This window comes from Streptomyces sp. NPDC046759, from assembly GCF_040645475.1.
Taxonomy (GTDB): domain Bacteria; phylum Actinomycetota; class Actinomycetes; order Streptomycetales; family Streptomycetaceae; genus Streptomyces.
Genome location: NZ_JBEYYJ010000011.1, coordinates 179,948 through 198,719, shown reverse-complemented (window position 1 = coordinate 198,719; position 18,772 = coordinate 179,948). Strand labels below are relative to the sequence as shown.

At 73.1% G+C, this 18,772-nt stretch carries 18 protein-coding genes; 8 read left to right on the top strand and 10 right to left on the bottom strand.

The features are described 5' to 3' along the window. The first annotated feature begins 98 nt into the window (after positions 1–98). Positions 99–1,109 (top strand): CopD family protein, encoded by a 1,011-nt coding sequence (locus ABZ919_RS17675; protein ID WP_361248329.1) that lies wholly within the window; start codon positions 99–101, stop codon positions 1,107–1,109. Positions 1,110–1,123: 14 nt separating this feature from the next. Here the strand turns inward: ABZ919_RS17675 and ABZ919_RS17670 are convergent, their stop codons facing one another. From ABZ919_RS17670 to ABZ919_RS17645, 6 genes are all read right to left on the bottom strand, one after another. After that, positions 1,124–2,173, bottom strand: coding sequence for a zinc-dependent alcohol dehydrogenase family protein (locus ABZ919_RS17670; RefSeq protein WP_361248328.1), 1,050 nt, complete (start codon positions 2,171–2,173; stop codon positions 1,124–1,126). A gap of 146 nt (positions 2,174–2,319) precedes the next feature. Continuing rightward, positions 2,320–3,030: a VIT family protein gene (locus ABZ919_RS17665; RefSeq protein WP_361248326.1), complete on the bottom strand. Its 711-nt coding sequence runs from the start codon at positions 3,028–3,030 to the stop codon at positions 2,320–2,322. A gap of 55 nt (positions 3,031–3,085) precedes the next feature. Next, positions 3,086–4,315, bottom strand: a complete 1,230-nt coding sequence (locus tag ABZ919_RS17660; protein ID WP_361248324.1) for an amidohydrolase family protein — start codon at positions 4,313–4,315, stop codon at positions 3,086–3,088. Beyond that, entirely contained in the window at positions 4,312–5,625 is a 1,314-nt protein-coding gene (locus ABZ919_RS17655) for an amidohydrolase family protein (RefSeq protein ID WP_361248322.1), read from the bottom strand. The genes ABZ919_RS17660 and ABZ919_RS17655 overlap by 4 nt, the downstream gene beginning before the upstream one ends. 12 nt (positions 5,626–5,637) lie before the next feature. Further along, positions 5,638–6,522 (bottom strand): SDR family NAD(P)-dependent oxidoreductase, encoded by an 885-nt coding sequence (locus tag ABZ919_RS17650; RefSeq protein WP_361248320.1) that lies wholly within the window; start codon positions 6,520–6,522, stop codon positions 5,638–5,640. After that, complete coding sequence (locus ABZ919_RS17645; RefSeq protein ID WP_361248318.1) at positions 6,522–7,340, bottom strand: acetoacetate decarboxylase family protein; 819 nt, start codon at positions 7,338–7,340, stop codon at positions 6,522–6,524. Before ABZ919_RS17645 ends, ABZ919_RS17650 begins: the two co-directional genes overlap by 1 nt. A 102-nt stretch (positions 7,341–7,442) precedes the next feature. Between ABZ919_RS17645 and ABZ919_RS17640 the strand changes: the two genes are divergently transcribed. The 6 genes from ABZ919_RS17640 to ABZ919_RS17615 all read left to right on the top strand — a co-directional run bounded on the left by ABZ919_RS17640 (position 7,443) and on the right by ABZ919_RS17615 (position 13,082). Next, positions 7,443–8,150 carry a TetR/AcrR family transcriptional regulator gene (locus ABZ919_RS17640; RefSeq protein ID WP_361248316.1) on the top strand — a complete coding sequence of 236 codons (708 nt, stop codon included), beginning with the start codon at positions 7,443–7,445 and terminating at the stop codon, positions 8,148–8,150. A 126-nt stretch (positions 8,151–8,276) separates the two neighbouring features. Then, positions 8,277–9,260 carry a DEDDh family exonuclease gene (locus ABZ919_RS17635; protein ID WP_361248314.1) on the top strand — a complete coding sequence of 328 codons (984 nt, stop codon included), beginning with the start codon at positions 8,277–8,279 and terminating at the stop codon, positions 9,258–9,260. Positions 9,261–9,385: 125 nt separating this feature from the next. Further along, positions 9,386–9,619: a hypothetical protein gene (locus ABZ919_RS17630; RefSeq protein ID WP_361248312.1), complete on the top strand. Its 234-nt coding sequence runs from the start codon at positions 9,386–9,388 to the stop codon at positions 9,617–9,619. A gap of 16 nt (positions 9,620–9,635) precedes the next feature. Beyond that, positions 9,636–10,466 carry an SURF1 family protein gene (locus ABZ919_RS17625; RefSeq protein ID WP_361248310.1) on the top strand — a complete coding sequence of 277 codons (831 nt, stop codon included), beginning with the start codon at positions 9,636–9,638 and terminating at the stop codon, positions 10,464–10,466. A gap of 70 nt (positions 10,467–10,536) precedes the next feature. After that, positions 10,537–12,321, top strand: a complete 1,785-nt coding sequence (locus ABZ919_RS17620; RefSeq protein ID WP_361248309.1) for a glycoside hydrolase family 15 protein — start codon at positions 10,537–10,539, stop codon at positions 12,319–12,321. Between the two features lie 5 nt (positions 12,322–12,326). Continuing rightward, positions 12,327–13,082, top strand: a complete 756-nt coding sequence (locus tag ABZ919_RS17615; protein WP_361248307.1) for an SDR family oxidoreductase — start codon at positions 12,327–12,329, stop codon at positions 13,080–13,082. Positions 13,083–13,322: 240 nt separating this feature from the next. Here ABZ919_RS17615 and ABZ919_RS17610 read toward each other — a convergent pair whose 3' ends face one another. The 3 genes from ABZ919_RS17610 to ABZ919_RS17600 all read right to left on the bottom strand — a co-directional run bounded on the left by ABZ919_RS17610 (position 13,323) and on the right by ABZ919_RS17600 (position 16,414). Further along, a complete protein-coding gene (locus ABZ919_RS17610; RefSeq protein ID WP_361248306.1) occupies positions 13,323–14,126 on the bottom strand; it encodes an enoyl-CoA hydratase/isomerase family protein in 804 nt (267 codons plus the stop codon). Positions 14,127–14,255: 129 nt separating this feature from the next. Beyond that, positions 14,256–14,477 (bottom strand): helix-turn-helix domain-containing protein, encoded by a 222-nt coding sequence (locus ABZ919_RS17605; protein ID WP_004002281.1) that lies wholly within the window; start codon positions 14,475–14,477, stop codon positions 14,256–14,258. Positions 14,478–14,815: 338 nt separating this feature from the next. Further along, complete coding sequence (locus ABZ919_RS17600) at positions 14,816–16,414, bottom strand: ABC-F family ATP-binding cassette domain-containing protein (RefSeq protein ID WP_361248304.1); 1,599 nt, start codon at positions 16,412–16,414, stop codon at positions 14,816–14,818. A 234-nt stretch (positions 16,415–16,648) separates the two neighbouring features. On the opposite strand from ABZ919_RS17600, the gene ABZ919_RS17595 reads away from it, so the two are divergent. Then, entirely contained in the window at positions 16,649–17,062 is a 414-nt protein-coding gene (locus ABZ919_RS17595; protein ID WP_361248302.1) for a VOC family protein, read from the top strand. Between the two features lie 16 nt (positions 17,063–17,078). Here the strand turns inward: ABZ919_RS17595 and ABZ919_RS17590 are convergent, their stop codons facing one another. Next, positions 17,079–18,485, bottom strand: a complete 1,407-nt coding sequence (locus ABZ919_RS17590; protein WP_361248410.1) for a hypothetical protein — start codon at positions 18,483–18,485, stop codon at positions 17,079–17,081. Between the last annotated feature and the right edge of the window lie 287 nt (positions 18,486–18,772).

Here is an 18,772-nt window from a genome sequence, read left to right as displayed (position 1 = left end):
GCGCGGGCGGCCGGAAACGTACGTATCGGTGGAATGCCGTACTGCCAGTTGTTTTCCAGGACTTGCCCGGTTCTGGGGTGACTGGCGACGATCACGGGATGAGCTCGATACGACCGACCGCCCGGGCGAGCGACGAAGCGGCTCCGGCCCGGCTGCCCGGCACCGGCCGGGCCGTGGCCCTCCTGGTGCTGGTGGCGCTGGGCACCCTGATCCCCCTGCTCGGGCCGTCGGCGGCACTGCACGGTACCGGGGAGGCCGCCGCACCGGGGGCCGGCGGCATCGGGCTGCTGCGCGCGGTGCTGTTCGCCGCCTTGAGCGTGCCCCTCGGCGAGCTGTTCGTGCACCGGCTCGCCCGGCGTCTGCCCGGTGTGCCGCCCGAGCGGCCGCGCAGCTGGGCGGCGCCCGCCGCGGCCGCCGGTTTCGCCGCCGCGCTCGGGCTCGCGGCAGTGGTGTCCGCCGGGGATCTGATCCCCCACGGCCTGGGCCAGATCGACGTGGGCGGCCTGTACGGATCCCGCGACGGCAGGCTGGCCCTGCTGGAGGTCAACGGCTTCCTGCTGGCGGCCCTGTGCGCGCTGGCGCGGCGCCCGGCGGCACAGGTGTGGCCGCTGGCCGCGGTGGTGGTGGCGGAGGCGCTGCGTGCCCATCCCACGACCGAGCAGAACGCGCCGGCCGGCTCGGGGCTGACGCTGGTGCACCTGACGTGCGCGGCGCTGTGGGCCGGCGGTCTGCTGCACGCCCTGCGGCTGGTCGGACTGTGGCGCGGCAGTCCGGCCGGGGCCGCGCTGCTCGGCCGCTACGCGCGCGTGGCGGCCGTTCTTTCGGCGGCCGTCACCGCGACGGGCGTGTGCAGTGCGCTGCGCCGCATGCCGTCGGCCACGATCCTGGACCAGCTGACGACGACGGCGTACGGACGCACCCTGCTGGCCAAGGTGGTCCTGGTCGCCGCCGTCGCGCTGCTCGCTCTGTCGGCGCGGATCCGGCTGAGCCGTGCCGCCGACCCGCTGACCGCGTCCGTGCCCGGGCGCGCCGAGGTGGTCGCCCTGGGCGCGGTCGTCGCGGTCTCGGGCCTGCTCACGGCGCTTCCGGTGCCGATCCGCTGGTCGTAGCCGGCCGTGGCCGCCTACCGGTCGTTGGTGACCAGCACCTTCAGGGCGGTGCGCTCGTCCATCGCCTTGTAGCCGTCGGGCACGCCCTCGATGCCGACGGTCATGTCGAACACCGGCGAGGGGTCGATCGTGCCGTCCAGGACGTCCGGGAGCAGGTCGGGGATGTAGGCGCGGACCGGGGCGACACCACCGCGCAGGGCGATGTTCCGGTCGAACATGACGCCGAGGTCGAGGCCGGTGCCGCTGCCGTGGGGCACGCCCACGAAGCCGATCGCGCCGCCGTCGCGGGTGATGTCGACCGCCGTCCGCATGGACTGCTCGGTGCCGACGGCCTCCACGACGGCGTGCGCGCCCTCGCCGCGGGTGAGTTCGCGGACGGCCTCGACGGCCGCGTCCCCGCGTTCGGCGACGACGTCGGTGGCGCCGAAGCGGCGCGCGATGTCGGTGCGGACCTCGTGCCGGCCCAGCGCGATGATCCGCTCGGCACCGAGCCGCTTGGCGGCCAGCACGGCGCACAGGCCGACCGCGCCGTCGCCGACGACCGCGACCGTGGCGCCGGGGCGGGCGCCCGCGCCGAGGGCGGCGTGATGGCCGGTGCCGAGGACGTCGGAGAGGGTCAGCAGGGCGGACAGCAGGTGGTCGTCGCAGGCCGCCTCCTTGGGCAGCTGGACCAGAGTGCCGTCGGCGAAGGGCACACGCACGGCCTCGCCCTGGCCGCCGTCGTAGCCGACGGAGCCCCAGAAGCCGCCGTGCCGGCAGGACGTCGTCAGGCCCTCGCTGCAGTAGTCGCAGACGCCGTCGGACCACATGAAGGGCGCGACCACCAGGTCACCGCGCCTGACGGTGCTCACCTCGGAGCCGGTCTCCTCGACGACGCCGAGGAACTCGTGCCCGATGCGCTGGCCGGGCTGCCGGGCCGCCTCACCCCGGTAGGCCCACAGGTCGCTGCCGCAGATGCAGGCGCGCAGCACCCGTACGACGGCGTCGGTGGGCAGCTGCACCACGGGCTCGGGCACGTCCTCCACGCGCATGTCGTACGGGGCGTGGATGGTGGTGGCGCGCATGGCGAGGGTCCTTCTCCTGCGGGGGTGCGGTGCGCTCAGGGGTGGCGAGCGCACCTCACCGTACGCCGTCGCCGGCCGGGCCCGCGCGCCGAGGGCTCCACGGCGGCCCCGGGTCCGAGCCCCCTGCGCCCTGTCGGGCCCGCAGGTCAGACGCCCGCCGCCCCGAGCAGGCGGCCGGCCGCGTAGGTGACGCCCATCGCCAGCGCCCCGCCGATCACGTTCCGCAGCACCGCCCGTTTCGGGTCCGCCGCGCCGAGCCGGGCGCTGGCCCAGCCGGTGAGGACGAGCGCGGCCAGGACGGAGACGACGGTGACGGCGAGCCGCCGGCCGGCCGGGGGCAGGACGATGGCCAGCAGCGGCAGCAGCGCACCCACCGTGAAGGCCAGGAAGCTCGCCCAGGCCGCGTTCCAGGGGTTGGTCAGCTCCTCGGGGTCGATACCGAGCTCCACGCGCGCGTGAGCCCTCAGCGGGTCGCGCGCGGTGAGCTGTTCGGCGGCCTCCCGGGCCACCTCGCGGGACAGGCCCCGCTCCTCCAGCAGCGTGGTCAGCTCCTCCAGTTCGGCCTCCGGCTGCTCCCGCAGCTCCCGTTTCTCCACGGCCAGCGCGGCCATCTCGGAGTCGCGCTGGGTGGAGACGGAGACGTACTCGCCGGCCGCCATGGACATCGACCCGGCCAGCAGGCCGGCCAGTCCGGCGGTGAGCAGGGCGGACCGGCTCTGGGTCGCGCCGGCCACGCCGACCACGATCCCCGCGGTGGACACGATGCCGTCGTTCGCGCCGAGCACGGCGGCACGCAGCCAGTTCAGCCGCGAGCCGAGCGCGCCGCCGTGCGCCTCGTCGTGCGTGGGTTCGGTCACAGGACCGAGGATGGCACCTCCCGGGCCGGCGGACCGGCACGACGCACCCCGGACGTCACCACACCCGTACCGACGCGCCCCGGGCGAACACCGGGCTGGTCGCGTCCGCGGGCGGTTGCGTCAGAGGCTCGGCGACCTCCGCCACCGTGGGGCCCACCTTCGCCGCGACGGGGTCGAGGAAGGCGAGGTCGAAGCCGTAGACGCGGGCCGCGTTGCCGCCGAGCATGGCCGCGACCTCCTCGCGCGGCACGCCCGCGTAGGCGAACCGCAGGGCCTCCCGGGTGTAGGGGTGGGTACCCTCGTCGTGCGGGTAGTCGCTGCCCCACATGATCTTGTCGACGCCGATGCGGTCCCGCAGCGGCACCTCGTGCGGGCGCATGAAGCTGGCGCCGACGAAGCAGTTGTCCCGCCACACCTCGGAGGGCGGCGCGCCCATGCCGTCGGCGAGTCCGGCGCCGAACCTGGCCTCCGCGGTGTCCGCCTTCACCGACGCGGCGACCAGGCGGCCGTGGTAGTAGTCCAGCATGCCGAGCACCCCGGGGATCCAGCCGGAGCCCTGTTCGGTCAGGACCAGTCTCAGCTCCGGGTGGCGGCGGAAGGCGCCACCGAACACCAGGTGCCACAGGGCCCGGTGGGAGAACCAGGTCGTCTCCACCATGAACACCGCGCGGGCGGCCGGTTCCTCGCCGAGCGGCGGGGAGGCCGAACCGGCGTGGTGGTTGACGGGGACGCCGAGTTCCGCGCAGGTCGCCCAGATCGGGTCGTACGTCCGCGAGTACAGCTCGGGCAGCCCCGAACCGGGCGGGGTGCCGGGCAGCATCAGACCGCCCTTCAGGCCCGCCGAGGCGGCCCACCGGATCTCCCCGACGGCCTCCTCGACGTCCCCGAGGAGGATCTGGAAGACGCCCGCCCGGCGGCCCGGTGCGGCGGCGCAGAAGTCCGCGAGCCAGCGGTTGTGGGCGCGCAGGCCCGCCCACCGGAGCCCGAGTTCCGTCGCGGTCGCGGGCTGGGTCATGAGCGAGCTGGACGGGAAGAACGGCGGGATGGTGTTCGGGAAGATCACCTCCGCCACGATCCCGTCCGCCTCCAGCTCGGCGAGGCGGCGCTCGGAGTTCCAGTTGCGGTCGGCACAGTCGGCGAGCAGATCCTCGTGCGGGTTGACGTACGTGGCGGCCCACACGTCGAAGTCGTCGTGGTACCGCTTCTCCAGGTACGGCTTGTAGTCCAGCAGGTCGGCGCCGGCGTGGCAGTCGGCGGAGATCACCGTGTACCGGTCGTCGCTCATCGGGCCGCTCCCCTTGCGTAAACGCCGGGGTCGGCCCCCAGCACGGGGAAGTCGCGGCCCGTCAGCCAGTGCCGGCCCGTCTCGCGCGAGCGCGCCCAGGACGCCTCGACGGCCGGCTGGTCGGCCGGCTGGCCCAGGTCGGCGGGGGTGGGGCCGATGCGGTGGGCCAGCGGCGCGAGCCTGCCGGCGTCGAATCCGAAGACCTCGGCGGCGGCCAGGCCGAGCATCTGGCGGGTCTCGGAGACGGGGATGTCGTGGAAGGTGCGGCGCAGCCACGCGCGCGTGTCGGGCCAGGTGCCCTCGGGGTGCGGGAAGTCGCTGCCCCAGAGGATGTTGTCGACGCCGATCTCGTACCGCTGGGCCAGCTCACGCCGCTTGGTGTTGGTGGCGCAGACGAACACCTGACGGTCCAGGTACTCGTGCGGCGGGCGCTTGAGTTCCTCGAAGGGCGAGAGCTTCTTGCCGCCGTGCGCGCCGAGATAGAGGCGGTCCATGAACCACAGCAGGTTCGGCAGCCACCAGCAGCCGGACTCGGCGACGCCGAAGCGCAGTCCGGGGTGGCGCTCGAAGACGCCGGACCAGAGCAGGAACCACAGCGGCCGGGCCGGCCACCAGGTCACCTCGCTCACATAGATGCCGAGGTGGTCGCCGTACTCCTCGCGCGGGGCCGCGCCGGAGTGGGTGAGCACCGGCATCCCGCACTCGGCCGCGGCCGCCCACACGGGGTCGTAACGGCGGTCGTGGTACGGTTCCTTGCCGGCCCACATGGCCGGGATCATCAGAGCGCCGAGGCCGGACTCCTTGGCCCGCCGGATCTCGGCGACGACATCGGGCACCTCACCGGTGACCGGCAGCAGCGCGACGCCGCAGTGCCGTTCGGGGTGTGCGGAGACGAAGTCGGCGAGCCAGCGGTTGTGCGCGCGGGCGCCGGCCATGCCCAGTTCCGGGTCCTGGTCGCCGGAGAGGCCGAGGCCCACGCCGAAGGGGGCGGCGGTGCGGCTGTCGACGGCGTCGGCGTCCGGGAAGACCACCTCGGCGGCCACGCCGTCCCCGTCCAGTTCCTTCAGGCGCTGCGCGGAGTCCCAGCCGCCGCGCAGCCCCTCCTCGTTCTCGCGGAACCACCGCTCGGCGAAGGCCTCGTTGCGGATGCCGAGCCGGGTCATCTCCTCGCGGCGCCGGCCCCGGCCCGCGAGGAACTCGTCGAAGTCACGGTGGAAACGGGACTCCAGGTAGGGCCGGTACTCCTCGGTGGGCAGCCCGGCGTGACAGTCGGAGGAGATGATCAGGTACGGGTCGTCGTATGCGCTCACCAGGGCCTCCGCTCAGTCCAGGACGAAGCTTTCGAGGTACGACGGGTTCGCCCGGTCCAGCATCGACCGGGCGCGGGCGCGGATCTGCGCGTCACTGTGCTCGCTCGCCGGCAGCAGCCAGAAGCGGTCGGCTCGGATGCCGGCCACGACGAGTTCGGCGACCTCCTCGACGGGCGTGAAGCGGACCTCCTTGCCGGCCGTGCGCATCGCCGCCTCCCACTGGTCGAGGCTGCGGTACGGGGTCCGGCGCGGGCGTCGCTTGGCGTAACGGGCGGGGCGGTTGCGGTGCGACTCCCACAGGCCGGTGCGCAGCATGTGCGGGCCCGGGAAGAGCACCGAGGCACCCACGCGTGCGTGCTCGGCCCTCAGATGGGCGTACAGGGACTCGGTCAGGGTGACGACGGCCGCCTTGGTGACCGCGTACACGGAGGCGGTAGGGAGCGGGGCGATGCCGCCGTCGCCGGATGACGTGTTGACCACATGACCGGGTTGACCCGCCTCGATCATCCTGGGCAGGAACGCCTGGACGCCGTGGAAGACACCCCACACATTGACGGCGAAGGCCCAGCGCCAGTCGTTCGGGTCGTGCTGCCACATGCGGCCCTCGGCGCCGGAGCCGACGCCCGCGTTGTTGCACAGGACGTGCACGGCGCCGTAGGTGTCGTACGCCGCCTCGGCCAGCTCCACCACCTGCTCGCGTACGCCGACGTCGACCACGCGCGCGTGCACGTCGGCGCCCTCGGCGCGCAGGTCGTGCACGGCCTCGGCCAGGGCGGCCTCCTCCACGTCGGCGAGGACCACCCTCAGGCCCTCGGCGGCGAACCGCCGGGCCAGCGCCAGTCCGATCCCGCTCGCCGCGCCCGTGACGACGGCGACCTGTCCCGCCCGGAGGTCCATCAGCGGCTCCTCTCGGGCGGCGCGGGCTCCGGCGGCGCGTCGAGGATCTGCAGCGGATCGTCGTAGCGCTGGTGGATGTAGGGCAACAGGGCCTGTGCGTCAACCCGTTCGACCACCCGGCCGCTCTGGTCGCTGGTCTTCTCGCCGAGGGTGATCTCGCGCAGACGCAGCACCGGAAGGTCGGCGACGGGATCGTACGCCGACTCGCGCAGGACGACCTCCCCGGTGACCCGCTCCAGCCGGCGCACCCGCTCGTGGCGCACGCAGTGCACCAGCACCGGGTCGATGTCGAAGCCGGAACCGTCCACGGCGGGAAGGAACTTGAAGTAGAAGTCGGTCTTGCGGCTCGGCTCCGGCGGCGGCAGCTCGCCGCCGGCCGTGCCGCGCACCTCGACGAACGCGATGCCGTGCCGCGTCATCGAGGCGCGCACGGCGGGCCCGTCGCGCTCGACGGTCACCTCGCCGAGCTTCTTGGGCTCCCCGAAGACCTCGCGCCCGCCGGTGAGGGCGCGCTCGTGGGTCATCGGCATGACGAGCGGATACCAGCCCTCGACCGTGCCGTGACTGGCGGCCACCGCGACCGAGCCTGCGCCGAGCGGGTGTCCGGGCAGGTCGACCTCGCTGATGCTCACCCGCACGAGCGGGCTTCCGGTGGGCTTCAGGGGCGGGGGGAGGACCGCCGCGACCGCGTCCGGGTCGGTCTCCCATACGGCCACCACCCCGGTGGACCAGACCTCGGGGAGCCGTGCGCTCGCCGTGCGCGTCGCGGCGATCTCCCGCTCGGTCCGCGCGCCGTACCGTACGCGTGCGCGTGTCATACGTCGTACCGCCCTTCTTCTGACGGACCGTCATCTGTAACAGGGTTACAGCAGGCGCCGGGAAGGGTAAAGACGCGTGGGCGGACGGGAATCGGGAGGATCATGACCAACGGGGCGAGGAGCACGCTGACCCGGGAGGCGGTCCTCGACGCCGCCGCGGGCCTGGTGAAGCGGCACGGGCCGGACGCGCTCACCATGCGGGGGCTCGCCGCGGCGCTGGGCACCGCCGTCACGTCCATCTACTGGCATGTCGGCGGCCGCGAGGCCCTCCTCGACGCCCTCGTGGAGCGGACCGTGGCCGAGCTCGGCGAGATCCGCCCGTCCGGGCGCACACCGGAGCAGCGCGTGGTGGGGGTGGCCCGCGCCCTGCGCCGGCAACTGCGCGGCCGTCCGCATCTGGTGGCCCTGGTGCACGAGCGGGGACTGACCGAGCGGATGTTCCTGCCCGCCCAGCGGGCCCTCGTGCGGGAGGCGCACGCCGCGGGGCTGCGCGGCACACGGGCCGCCGAGTTCGTCCGTGCCGTGCAGTTCCAGGTCGTCGGGCACGTGCTGGTGGAGCGCAACCGCGAGCGGGCCCCGGTGCAGCACCCCGACGAGCGGGAGCTGTGGAGCGCCGAGACCGCCGGCGGCGACCCCGCGCTGGCGCACGCACTGGCCCGGCCGGTGGACACCGAGAGGCTGTTCCTGACGGCCGTACGCGCCCTGGTACGGTCCCTGCTGGCACCGGACGGGACACCGCCCGTCCGCCGGCGCGACGCGGTCGGCCGCACCGCGCGGGGCGAGTTGTCCCGACCCACGTCTGCCGGCTGACGGACGGACTCGGCACGTACGTGTGTACGTCCTCCGTGCGCCAGGACGAGCCCCCGGGGGCCGGGAATGGCGCTCTGGGGACGGCCGGGACGGCGCTGTCAGTCGCGGCCCGTATCCTCAGTGACCATGCTCGAAGACCGTGCGACCGCAGTGTCCTCCCCCACCCAGTGGCCGGCCGCGTATCCGAAGGGATACGCGGTCGTTGACGTGGAGACCACCGGCCTGGCCCGGGACGACCGGATCATCTCGGCAGCCGTCTACCGGCTGGACGAGCGCGGCGAGGTCCAGGACCACTGGTACTCGATGGTCAACCCGGAGCGCGATCCGGGACCCGTGTGGATACACGGTCTGACGAGCGAGATGCTCGAGGGTGCCCCTCTCTTCTCGGACATCGCCGAGGAGTTCGCCGCCCGGCTGGACGGCCGGGTGCTGGTCGCGCACAACGCGGTCTTCGACTGGCAGATGATCGCGCGGGAGTACGCGCGCGCGAGGCGCGAGGCGCCGGTGCGTCAGCGGCTGTGCACCATCGCGCTGTCGAAGGAACTGGGTCTGCCGCTGCCCAACTTCAAGCTGGAGTCGCTGGCGGCGCACTACGGGGTGGTACAGCAGCGGGCGCACCACGCGCTGGACGACGCGCGTGTGCTGGCGGAGGCGTTCCGGCCCAGTCTGCGGGCCGCGGCGGCGGTCGGCGTACGGCTGCCGCTGCTGGAGTGCCGGCCGCTGACGGAATGGTCGGACCGTCCGGTCCCCCGGCAGCCGTCCGGCGGCTACGGCGGCTACCGGTCGACCAGTTGGCGCCCCTCACGTAAAAGGCCGGCATGCCCCCACCCCAACCCAGGTCGCTACGAAGACGGCAAACGACTCAAACAGGGCATGCGGGTGGCGTTCTCCGGAGACACCTCCGTCGACCGCGAACTGCTGGAGGACCGGGCCACCGAGGCCGGTCTGCATGTGGCCTCCAGCATCTCCCGGCTGACCAGCCTGCTGGTGACCAACGACCCCGACTCGGGCACGTCCAAGGTGGCCAAGGCGCGGCAGTTCGGCACACCGATCGTCGACGAGGCCGCGTTCGGGCAGCTGCTGCGGGATGTCGAGCCCGCCGACGGGTGACGGGTGACGGCCGACGGCACACGACGAGCCATCGGCGCGGCGGTCGTCGTACGAACGGGTGGTTGCCGGGCGACTCACCCGGCGGCCGCTCGCTCGCGCACCGGCGACGGCTCACTCTGTGGCGCATGGCGAAATGCGAAGTTTGCGGCAATGACTACGGAATGACCTTCGAGGTCCACGCGCAGGGCTCTGTGCACGTCTTCGACTGCTTCTCCTGCGCGATCCACCGTATGGCACCCATCTGCGAGCACTGCCGGGTGCAGATCATCGGCCAGGGCGTGGAGGCCGACGGCCGGTTCTACTGCGGTGCGCACTGCGCCCGGGCCGAGGGGAACGTCGGGATCGTCGACCGGGTGTGACCCGGTACCCGCCTGAATGCACCCCACGGCTCGGAGGTACCGTCGTGGGGTGCACCGCTACCGCTTCCTGTTGTCCCGCCAGTGGGTGATCCTCGGCATCGTCGCGATCGCGCTGATCCCGACGATGATCAGGCTGGGTTTCTGGCAGAAGCACCGGTACGAGGAGCGCACCGCCCGCAACGACCTGGTGTCCTCGGCGCTGCACGCCGAGCCGGTCCCCGTCGAGCGGCTGACCTCCCCCGGCCACGCGGTGAACCGCACCGAGAAGTACCGCACGGTGACCGCGACCGGCACCTTCGACACCGCCAAGGAGGTCGTGGTCCGGCGCCGGACCAACTCCGACGGCGAGGTCGGCTTCCACGTGCTCACCCCGTTCGTCCTCGGCGACGGCAAGGTGGTGCTGGTCAACCGCGGCTGGATCCCCGCCGACGGTGCGCAGACCTCGTTCCCCAAGATCCCCGCCCCGCCGTCCGGCCGGACCACCATCACCGGGCGGCTGATGGCCGACGAGACGACCGCGGCGAGCGGCATCAAGAACATCAAGGGCCTCCCCGACCGCCAGATCATGCTGATCAACAGCGCGGAGGAGGCGCACCGGCTCGGCGCGCAGGTGCTCGGCGGCTATGTCGAGCAGACGGCGCCGACGCCCAAGGGCGGCCCGGAGCAGATCTCCGACCCCGGCAGCGAGGACGCGCCGCTGAACTACGCGTACATGATCCAGTGGTGGCTGTTCGCCGCGGGCGTCCCGGTCGGCTGGTGGTTCCTGGTCCGCCGGGAGATCCGCGACCAGGAGGAGGCCGCCGCGGCGGCGGGGCAGCCGGAGGAGAGCGAACCGGCCACCGTGTGACCGGGCTCCGCGGTCACTCCCGCGGCGCCCCACCTGATTGGCCCCCCGGCCCGCCGGGAAACCGCATCCCGTGAACGCGCGCATCGAGGACTACGCCCTGATCGGCGACGAGCAGACCGCCGCGCTGGTCGGCAGGGACGGCTCGATCGACTGGCTGTGCCTCCCCCGCTTCGACTCCGGCGCCTGCTTCGCCCGGCTGCTGGGCGACGAGGACCACGGCCACTGGCGGATCGCCCCGCAGGGAGCGGACACCTGCACGCGCCGCGCCTACCGGCCCGACACCCTCGTCCTGGACACCGAGTGGGAGACCCCGGACGGCACGGTCCGGGTCACCGACCTGATGCCGCAGCGCGACCGCGCACCCGACGTCGTACGCATCGTCGAGGGGGTCAGCGGCCGGGTCACCGTCCGCAGCACCCTGCGCCTGCGCTTCGACTACGGCTCGATCATGCCGTGGGTGCGCCGCGCCGACGGGCACCGGGTCGCGGTCGCGGGCCCGGACTCGGCCTGGCTGCGCGCCGAGCCGGCCGTGCGCACCTGGGGCGAGGACTTCGGCACCCACTGCGAGTTCACGGTCGCCGAGGGCGAGCGGGTCGCGTTCGTACTCACCTGGCACCCCTCGCACGAACGGCGCCCTGCGCTCGTCGACCCCTACGAGGCCCTGGAGAGCAGCGTCACCGACTGGCGGCGCTGGGCCCGGCGGTGCCGCTACGATGGCCCCCACCGGGACGCGGTCGTCCGCTCCCTGATCACCCTCAAGGCCCTCACCTACGCCCCGACCGGCGGGATCGTCGCCGCGGCGACCACCTCCCTGCCGGAGCGGCCGGGCGGTGTGCGCAACTGGGACTACCGCTACTGCTGGCTGCGCGACTCCACCCTCACCCTCGGCGCGCTGCTCACCGCCGGTTACCAGGAGGAGGCGGCGGCCTGGCGCGACTGGCTGCTGCGCGCGGTCGCGGGCGACCCGGCCGACCTGCAGATCATGTACGGCGTCGCGGGCGAGCGGCGGCTGCCGGAGATGGAGGTGCCCTGGCTGCCCGGCTTCGCCGGCTCCGCCCCCGTCCGCATCGGCAACGGCGCCGTCGACCAGCTCCAGCTCGACGTGTACGGCGAGGTGATGGACTCGCTGGCGCTGGCCCGCGATGCGGGACTGTCCCCGCGGCCGCACATGTGGGCGATGCAGCGCTCCCTGATGCAGTTCCTGGAGTCGGCCTGGCAGCAGCCGGACGAGGGCCTGTGGGAGGTGCGCGGCGGCCGGCAGCAGTTCGTGCACTCCAAGGTGATGGTGTGGGTGGCCGCCGACCGGGCCGTCAGGACCCTGGAGCGGTACGACGGCCTCCAGGGCGACCTGAAGCGCTGGCGCGAGCTCCGCGACGAGATCCACCGGGAGGTGTGCGAGAAGGGCTACGACGCCGAGCGCAACACCTTCACCCAGTACTACGGCTCCCGTGAGCTGGACGCCGCGCTGCTGCTGATCCCGCGCGTCGGCTTCCTGCCGCCCGACGACCCGCGGGTCGTCGGCACGGTGGACGCGATCCGCGACGACCTCGGGCACGGGGGCTTCCTGCGCCGGTACGACACCGAGGACTCGGTGGTCGACGGCCTGCCGAGCGGCGAGGGAGCCTTCCTGGCCTGCTCGTTCTGGCTGGCCGACGCGCTGCACATGACCGGCCGGAAGAAGGAGGCCCGGGAGCTGTTCGACCGGCTGGTGGGCCTGGCCAACGACGTGGGTCTGCTGGCGGAGGAGTACGACCCCGTCGGCGGCTGCCACCTGGGGAACTTCCCGCAGGCCTTCAGTCACATCGGTCTGGTGAACACCGCTCTCACGCTCTACGGGGACGACGAGGCAGGATAGGGCCCATGGATCTTGGACTGAAGGACCGGGTGTACGTCGTCACCGGGGCGACCCGCGGGCTCGGCAACGCCGCCGCGCGGGAACTCGTCGCGGACGGGGCGAAGGTCGTGATCAGCGGCCGGGACGAGAAGCGGGTGGCCGACGCGGCCGCCGAACTCGGCCCGAACGCACTGGGCGTGGCCGTGGACAACGCCGACCCGCAGGCGCCCGAGCGGCTGATCGCGGCCGCCCGTGAGCACTTCGGCGGCTTCCACGGCGTGCTGGTGAGCGTGGGCGGGCCGGCGCCGGGGTTCGTCGCGGACAACACCGACGAGCAGTGGCGGGCCGCGTTCGAATCGGTGTTCCTCGGTGCGGTCAGGCTCGCCCGGGCTGCGGCTGCCGAGCTGGAGGACGGCGGCGTCGTGGCGTTCGTGCTGTCCGGCTCGGTGCACGAGCCCATCCCGGGGCTGACCATCTCCAACGGGCTGCGGCCCGGACTCGCCGGGTTCGCCAAGTCCCTCGCCGACGAACTGGGCCCGCGGGGGATCCGGGTGCTGGGGCTGCTGCCGGCCCGCATCGACACGGACCGCGTGCGCGAGCTGGACGCGCTGTCCGCCGACCCCGAGGCCACCCGGGCCGCGAACGAGTCCCGGATTCCGTTGCGGCGCTATGGCAGGCCGGAGGAGTTCGGCAGGGTCGCGGCGTTCCTGCTCTCTCCGGCCGCGTCCTATCTGAGTGGGGTCATGCTGCCCGTCGACGGCGGGATGCGGCACGGGTTCTGACGGCCGTCGTCCAGGTTGCGGGCGCGTGGGAGCCGGTCGAGCAGTTCCCCGCGCCCCCGGGGCCGGCCGGCCCTGCGCCCGCGGCGGGTGACCCGTTCCGCGAAGTGGCGACGGGCGCGGACCACCGGACCGACGACGCGTCCGGAGGGGTCCGCGCAGCCGTACGCTGCGGGTCGGCCGCGTGGGCGCGACCGGTCCCCACACCGGCCCGCGCCGCCCGCAGTCGCTCCGCGCCTGGGGCTACTCGCCGATGCCGGCCAGATCCCGGAGCCGGCGCGCCTGAGCGGCACGCTCGGCCGCACGCTGAGCCTCGTAGTCCCGGTCCTGCGCCCCGCGCAACAGCGCCTTGGTCTCCACCACGGCGTCTCGCGGCGCGGCCAACAGCGCGGCCGCCAAGTCCCGTACGGCCTCGTCCAGTTGATCGCCGGGCACGGCGACGTTGGCCAGCCCGGACGCGACCGACTCCTGCGCGCCGACGAACCGTCCGGTCGCGCAGATCTCGAGCGCGCGGGCATAGCCGACCAGACCGACCAGCGGGTGCGTGCCGGTCAGGTCGGGGACGAGGCCGAGGCTGGTCTCGCGCATGGCGAACTGCACGTCGTCCGCGACGACCCGCAGATCGCACGCGAGCGCCAGCTGGAAGCCGGCCCCGATCGCGTGCCCTTGGACGGCGGCGATGGACACGATGTCGTTGCGCCGCCACCAGGTGAACGCCTCCTGGAACTCGGCGATGCTCGTGTCGAGCCCGGCGTCGTCACGGCGCGCGAGATCGATGAAGGTCGGCTCGCCCGGGATCCCCTCCGGAGTGAACATCTGCCGGTCCAGCCCGGCGGAGAAGGACCGGCCCTCGCCGCGCAGCACGACGACACGGACGGAGCCCGGCAGCAGCCGGCCGGCCTCGGTGAGCGCCCGCCACAGGGCGGGGCTCTGCGCGTTGCGCTTGTCCGGGTTGGTCAGCGTCACCGTGGCGAGCGCGTCGTCGACGGTGAGCCGTACGCCGTCCTTGTCGAGTACAGGAGCGAGGTCCTGGTCGGGCGAAGCCATGGGGCGCCTCCGATGGGTGCGGTCATCACGCAGTGCCGTTACGGCATGCTAAGTGACTGCACAGTAACCACCCGGTCGATCAGACCGCCGACCGGGTGGCCACCATCGAAGCCGGTGGGCCGCCCGAAGTCAGGACGATGCGGCCTTCTTGCCCCGGGTCGCTCCGCCACGCCCACGAAGCGTGACGCCCGACTCGCTGAGCATCCGGTGCACGAAGCCATACGAGCGGCCGGTCTCCTCGGCCAGCGCCCGGATGCTCGCACCGGAGTCGTACTTCTTCTTCAGGTCTGCCGCGAGCTTGTCGCGCGCGGCGCCGGTCACCCGGCTGCCCTTCTTCAGAGTCTCGGCCACCCGTGCCTCCTCATGGGAAGTGCGCTCTGGTCTCCTCATGATCACCCCTCTCGGGCCTGATGGCCACCCATTCGGCAAGGTCCGTGAGACATCGTTGTGACGACAGGAGTCGATCCCCACAAGCGGAATGCAAGATTCCATGGGGTGGTGTCCGCGGGGCCGAACGGGTGGATCCGTGAAGTGCCAGGTCAGCGGCGCACGACGGCCGACCCCTTGGCACGCAAGGGATCGGCCGGAAAATCCGTGTAGGACACACCGCGATACGAGGAGATCTCACACAGATGATGGATCACGGATGAGCCGAATGATCCATACGCAGTGGATCAGCGGGCTCCGGGTCAGGCCAGGGCGACGAGGTCCGCGTAGTCCGCGCCCCACAGGTCCTCGACGCCGTCCGGCAGCAGGATGATCCGCTCGGGCTGCAGCGCCTCGACGGCGCCCTCGTCGTGGGTGACGAGGACGACCGCGCCCTTGTAGGTGCGCAGGGCGCCGAGGATCTCCTCACGGCTGGCCGGGTCGAGGTTGTTGGTCGGCTCGTCGAGCAGCAGCACGTTCGCCGACGAGACGACCAGGGTGGCCAGGGCGAGACGCGTCTTCTCACCACCGGAGAGCACACCGGCCGGCTTGTCGACGTCGTCACCGGAGAACAGGAACGAGCCGAGCACCTTGCGGACCTCGACCAGGTCCATGTCGGGGGCGGCCGAGCGCATGTTCTCCAGGACGGTGCGGTCCGGGTCCAGGGTCTCGTGCTCCTGGGCGTAGTAGCCGAGCTTGAGGCCGTGACCGGGGACGACCTCGCCGGTGTCCGGCTGCTCCACACCGCCGAGCAGACGCAGCAGGGTGGTCTTGCCGGCGCCGTTGAGGCCGAGGATGACGACTCTGGAGCCCTTGTCGATGGCCAGGTCGACGTCGGTGAAGATCTCCAGGGAGCCGTACGACTTCGACAGGCCCTCGGCCATCAGCGGGGTCTTGCCACAGGGCGCGGGCTCCGGGAAGCGGAGCTTGGCGACCTTGTCGGACTGGCGGACCGCTTCCAGGCCCGAGAGCAGCTTGTCGGCGCGGCGGGCCATGTTCTGCGCGGCGACCGTCTTGGTGGCCTTGGCGCGCATCTTGTCGGCCTGCGCGTTGAGGGCGGCGGCCTTCTTCTCGGCGTTGGCGCGCTCCCGCTTGCGGCGCTTCTCGTCGGCCTCGCGCTGCTGCTGGTAGAGCTTCCAGCCCATGTTGTAGACGTCGATCGTGGAGCGGTTCGCGTCCAGGTAGAACACCTTGTTGACGACCGTCTCGACCAGGTCGACGTCGTGGGAGATCACGATGAAGCCGCCGCGGTAGGTCTTCAGGTAGTCCCGCAGCCAGATGATCGAGTCGGCGTCCAGGTGGTTGGTCGGCTCGTCGAGCAGCAGGGTGTCCGCGTCGGAGAACAGGATGCGGGCCAGCTCGATACGGCGGCGCTGACCGCCGGAGAGCGTGTGCAGCGGCTGGCCGAGCACGCGGTCGGGCAGGTTCAGCGCGGCGGCGATGGTGGCGGCCTCGGCCTCGGCGGCGTACCCGCCCTTGGTCAGGAACTCCGTCTCCTGGCGCTCGTACTGCTTGAGGGCCTTCTCGCGGGTGGAGCCCTTGCCGTTCGCGATGCGCTCCTCGTTCTCGCGCATCTTGCGGATCAGGACGTCCAGGCCGCGCGCGGACAGGATCCGGTCCTGGGCGAGGACGTCCAGGTCGCCGGTGCGGGGGTCCTGCGGGAGATAGCCGACCTCGCCGGAGCGGGCGATGGTGCCCGCGGCGGGGATGCCCTCGCCCGCGAGGCACTTGGTGAGGGTGGTCTTCCCGGCGCCGTTGCGGCCGACGAGGCCGATGCGGTCGCCCTTCGTGACACGGAAGGTGGCGTTCTCGAGGAGGACGCGCGCACCGGCGCGCAGCTCGATACCGGAGGCGGAGATCACGGACAGACTCCAGGGCGTACAGGGATTGGCGGGTGGGCGGCTGAGGACGTTCCCGCCGTCTAATGCGCGAGGAGAATGGCCATGGGGAGAAGTCTAACGGGGGTGTGCAAGCGGTTTTCGACGTCCGGGCGTTCGGTCCCGGCCGCGGAAGATCGTCGCCGATGACGCGTTGTCGGTGGCGGCGGGGAGACTGAAGGGGACGCCACGGATCCGACACACGAAGGAGTGATCGGCATGGCAGGCACGGGCGGCGGACGGCCGAGTCTCTACCCCACGCTGCTGTACGGGGACGCCAAGGCCGCGATCAAACAGCTCACGGAGGCCCTCGGCTTCACCGAGCTGTCGGTGTACGAGACGCAGGACGGCACGGTGATGCACGCCGAGCTGGTGCAGGGCAACGGCGCGGTGATGATCGGCTCCAAGGGCCGGGGCGGCGTCTTCGACGCGGCGATGAAGGACGCCGGGCCCGCCGGCGTGTACGTCGTCGTGGACGACGTGGACGCCCACCACCAGCGGGCCCTGGAGCACGGTGTGGAGATCCTGATGCCCCCGACCGACCAGGACTACGGCGCGCGGGACTACCTGGCCCGGGACGCCGAGGGCAACATCTGGAGCTTCGGGACGTACGCCCCGGACATAGGCGCCTGAGCTGCCCCGGTGCCGCTCATCCTCCGGTGTGCACCTGGAAGGCGGCCCGGCGCACGGCCTTGGCCAGCGCCGGGTCGGGATGCGCGGCGGCGAGCGCCACCAGGACCTGCACGGTGCGCGGGTGGCCGACGGCGCGGACCTCGTCGAGCAGCTGGGGGACGGTGGGCTGCACCGCCGCTTCCAGATGCCGGACCAGCATCGGCGCCTCGCCGTGGTCGGCGACGGCAGCGGCGGTGTCCACCCACAGCCAGGTGGCCTCGTCGCGGGTGAGGACCTCGTGGGCGTCCTCCGGGTCGATACCGTCGTGCTCGGCGAGCCACAGCAGGGCGTACGGCCGCAGGGCGGGCTCGTCCACCACGGCGCGCACGTCGGGCTCGGCGGGGGCGCCGACGACGCGCAGCGCCTCGAAGGCGAGACCGCGCAGCAGGGCGTCCTCGCCGCGTGCGGCGCGGATCAGCTCCGTGACGGCACCGCCGACCGTGCGGGCGGCGAGCCAGGCGCGGTACTCGGCGCGGGCGGCGTTGGGGCGCAGCTGGGCGCAGCCGCGGAGCATGTCCTCGGCGGACTGCTCGATGTTGCCGGCCGGGCTCTGCGCGGCCACGCAGATCTGCTCGAGCTTGACCCACACCGCCCAGCTGCCGAGCGGGGTGAGCGTGGCCTGGCCGTCGCCGCAGGTCAGCGCGCCGACCGAGGCAAGGGCCCGCAGCGCCCAGTCGAGGAGGGGTGCGAGCGGGGTGTCGCCGGTGGGCGTGGAGCCGTCCGGGACGGGGCCTGCCGGGGCGGCCGGCGCGAGGCCCGCCGGGCCCGGGGAGCCGGCATCCGGGCGCACGGGCGGGGACTCGGAGGGCTGCCGGGCCCCGGGCTCGGACGGCTGCCGCGCCGCCGGCACGCTCGGCCGCGCGGCGGCGGGCTCGGCGGGCCGCTGGGTGCCGGGCTGGTAGGGGACCTCGCAGCGTTCGGTGCGCAGTTCGGTGACCCGCTGCTGGAGCAGGTCGAGCAGCTGCTCGACCGGGACCGGCCCGGCGGACAGCTGGAGGAGGGAGAGCACCTGGGGCATGGCCGAGACGACCTCGGCGACGGCGGCCGGCTCGTGCTCCTCCGGTTCCGGGCAGGCGAGCGACCAGGCGTCGAAGAGAGCGACCCAGCCACGCAGCACCGCGCTGTCGTCACGGTCCCAGGCGCGCAGCCGCCAGCCGGGGCGCGCGCTGTCGCCATGCACCTCGACCAGTCCGGCGAGGCGTGCGGTGTCCCAGTCGGCGCGCACCTGGGCGACGCTCAGGCCGAGGTCGGCGGCGGCGCGTTCGGCGGTGGCGTCGGAGAGGGTGGCCTTGCCGTCGGCGGTCGCACCGTCGCTGCCCGGGCCGAGTGCGGCGTCGGCCCAGCGGGCGACACGGACCGGGCCGGCCAGCCCGGTGCGGGCCATTTTGGCCAGTTCCGCGGGGGCGGGGGTGCCCTCCGGCGGCCGGGGCGCGGGGCGGCGGGGGCGCCGCTGGTTCACAGCTGTGGGGGCGGCGGCCAGGGGTCGCGGTCGGACGAGTCGAAGCCTGGAGTCGCGCGGGATACGGGACGTCACAGGTGCAGTCTTCCGGTTGACGGTCCGAAAACCCAAACGGAATGTCACGGCGGGCGACGGGGCTGGCCAAGGCACGGGGTTCGGTCCGGGGCGTAAGAGGTGATCAGGCCAGTCGTACGGTCTTAAACGGAATGCCC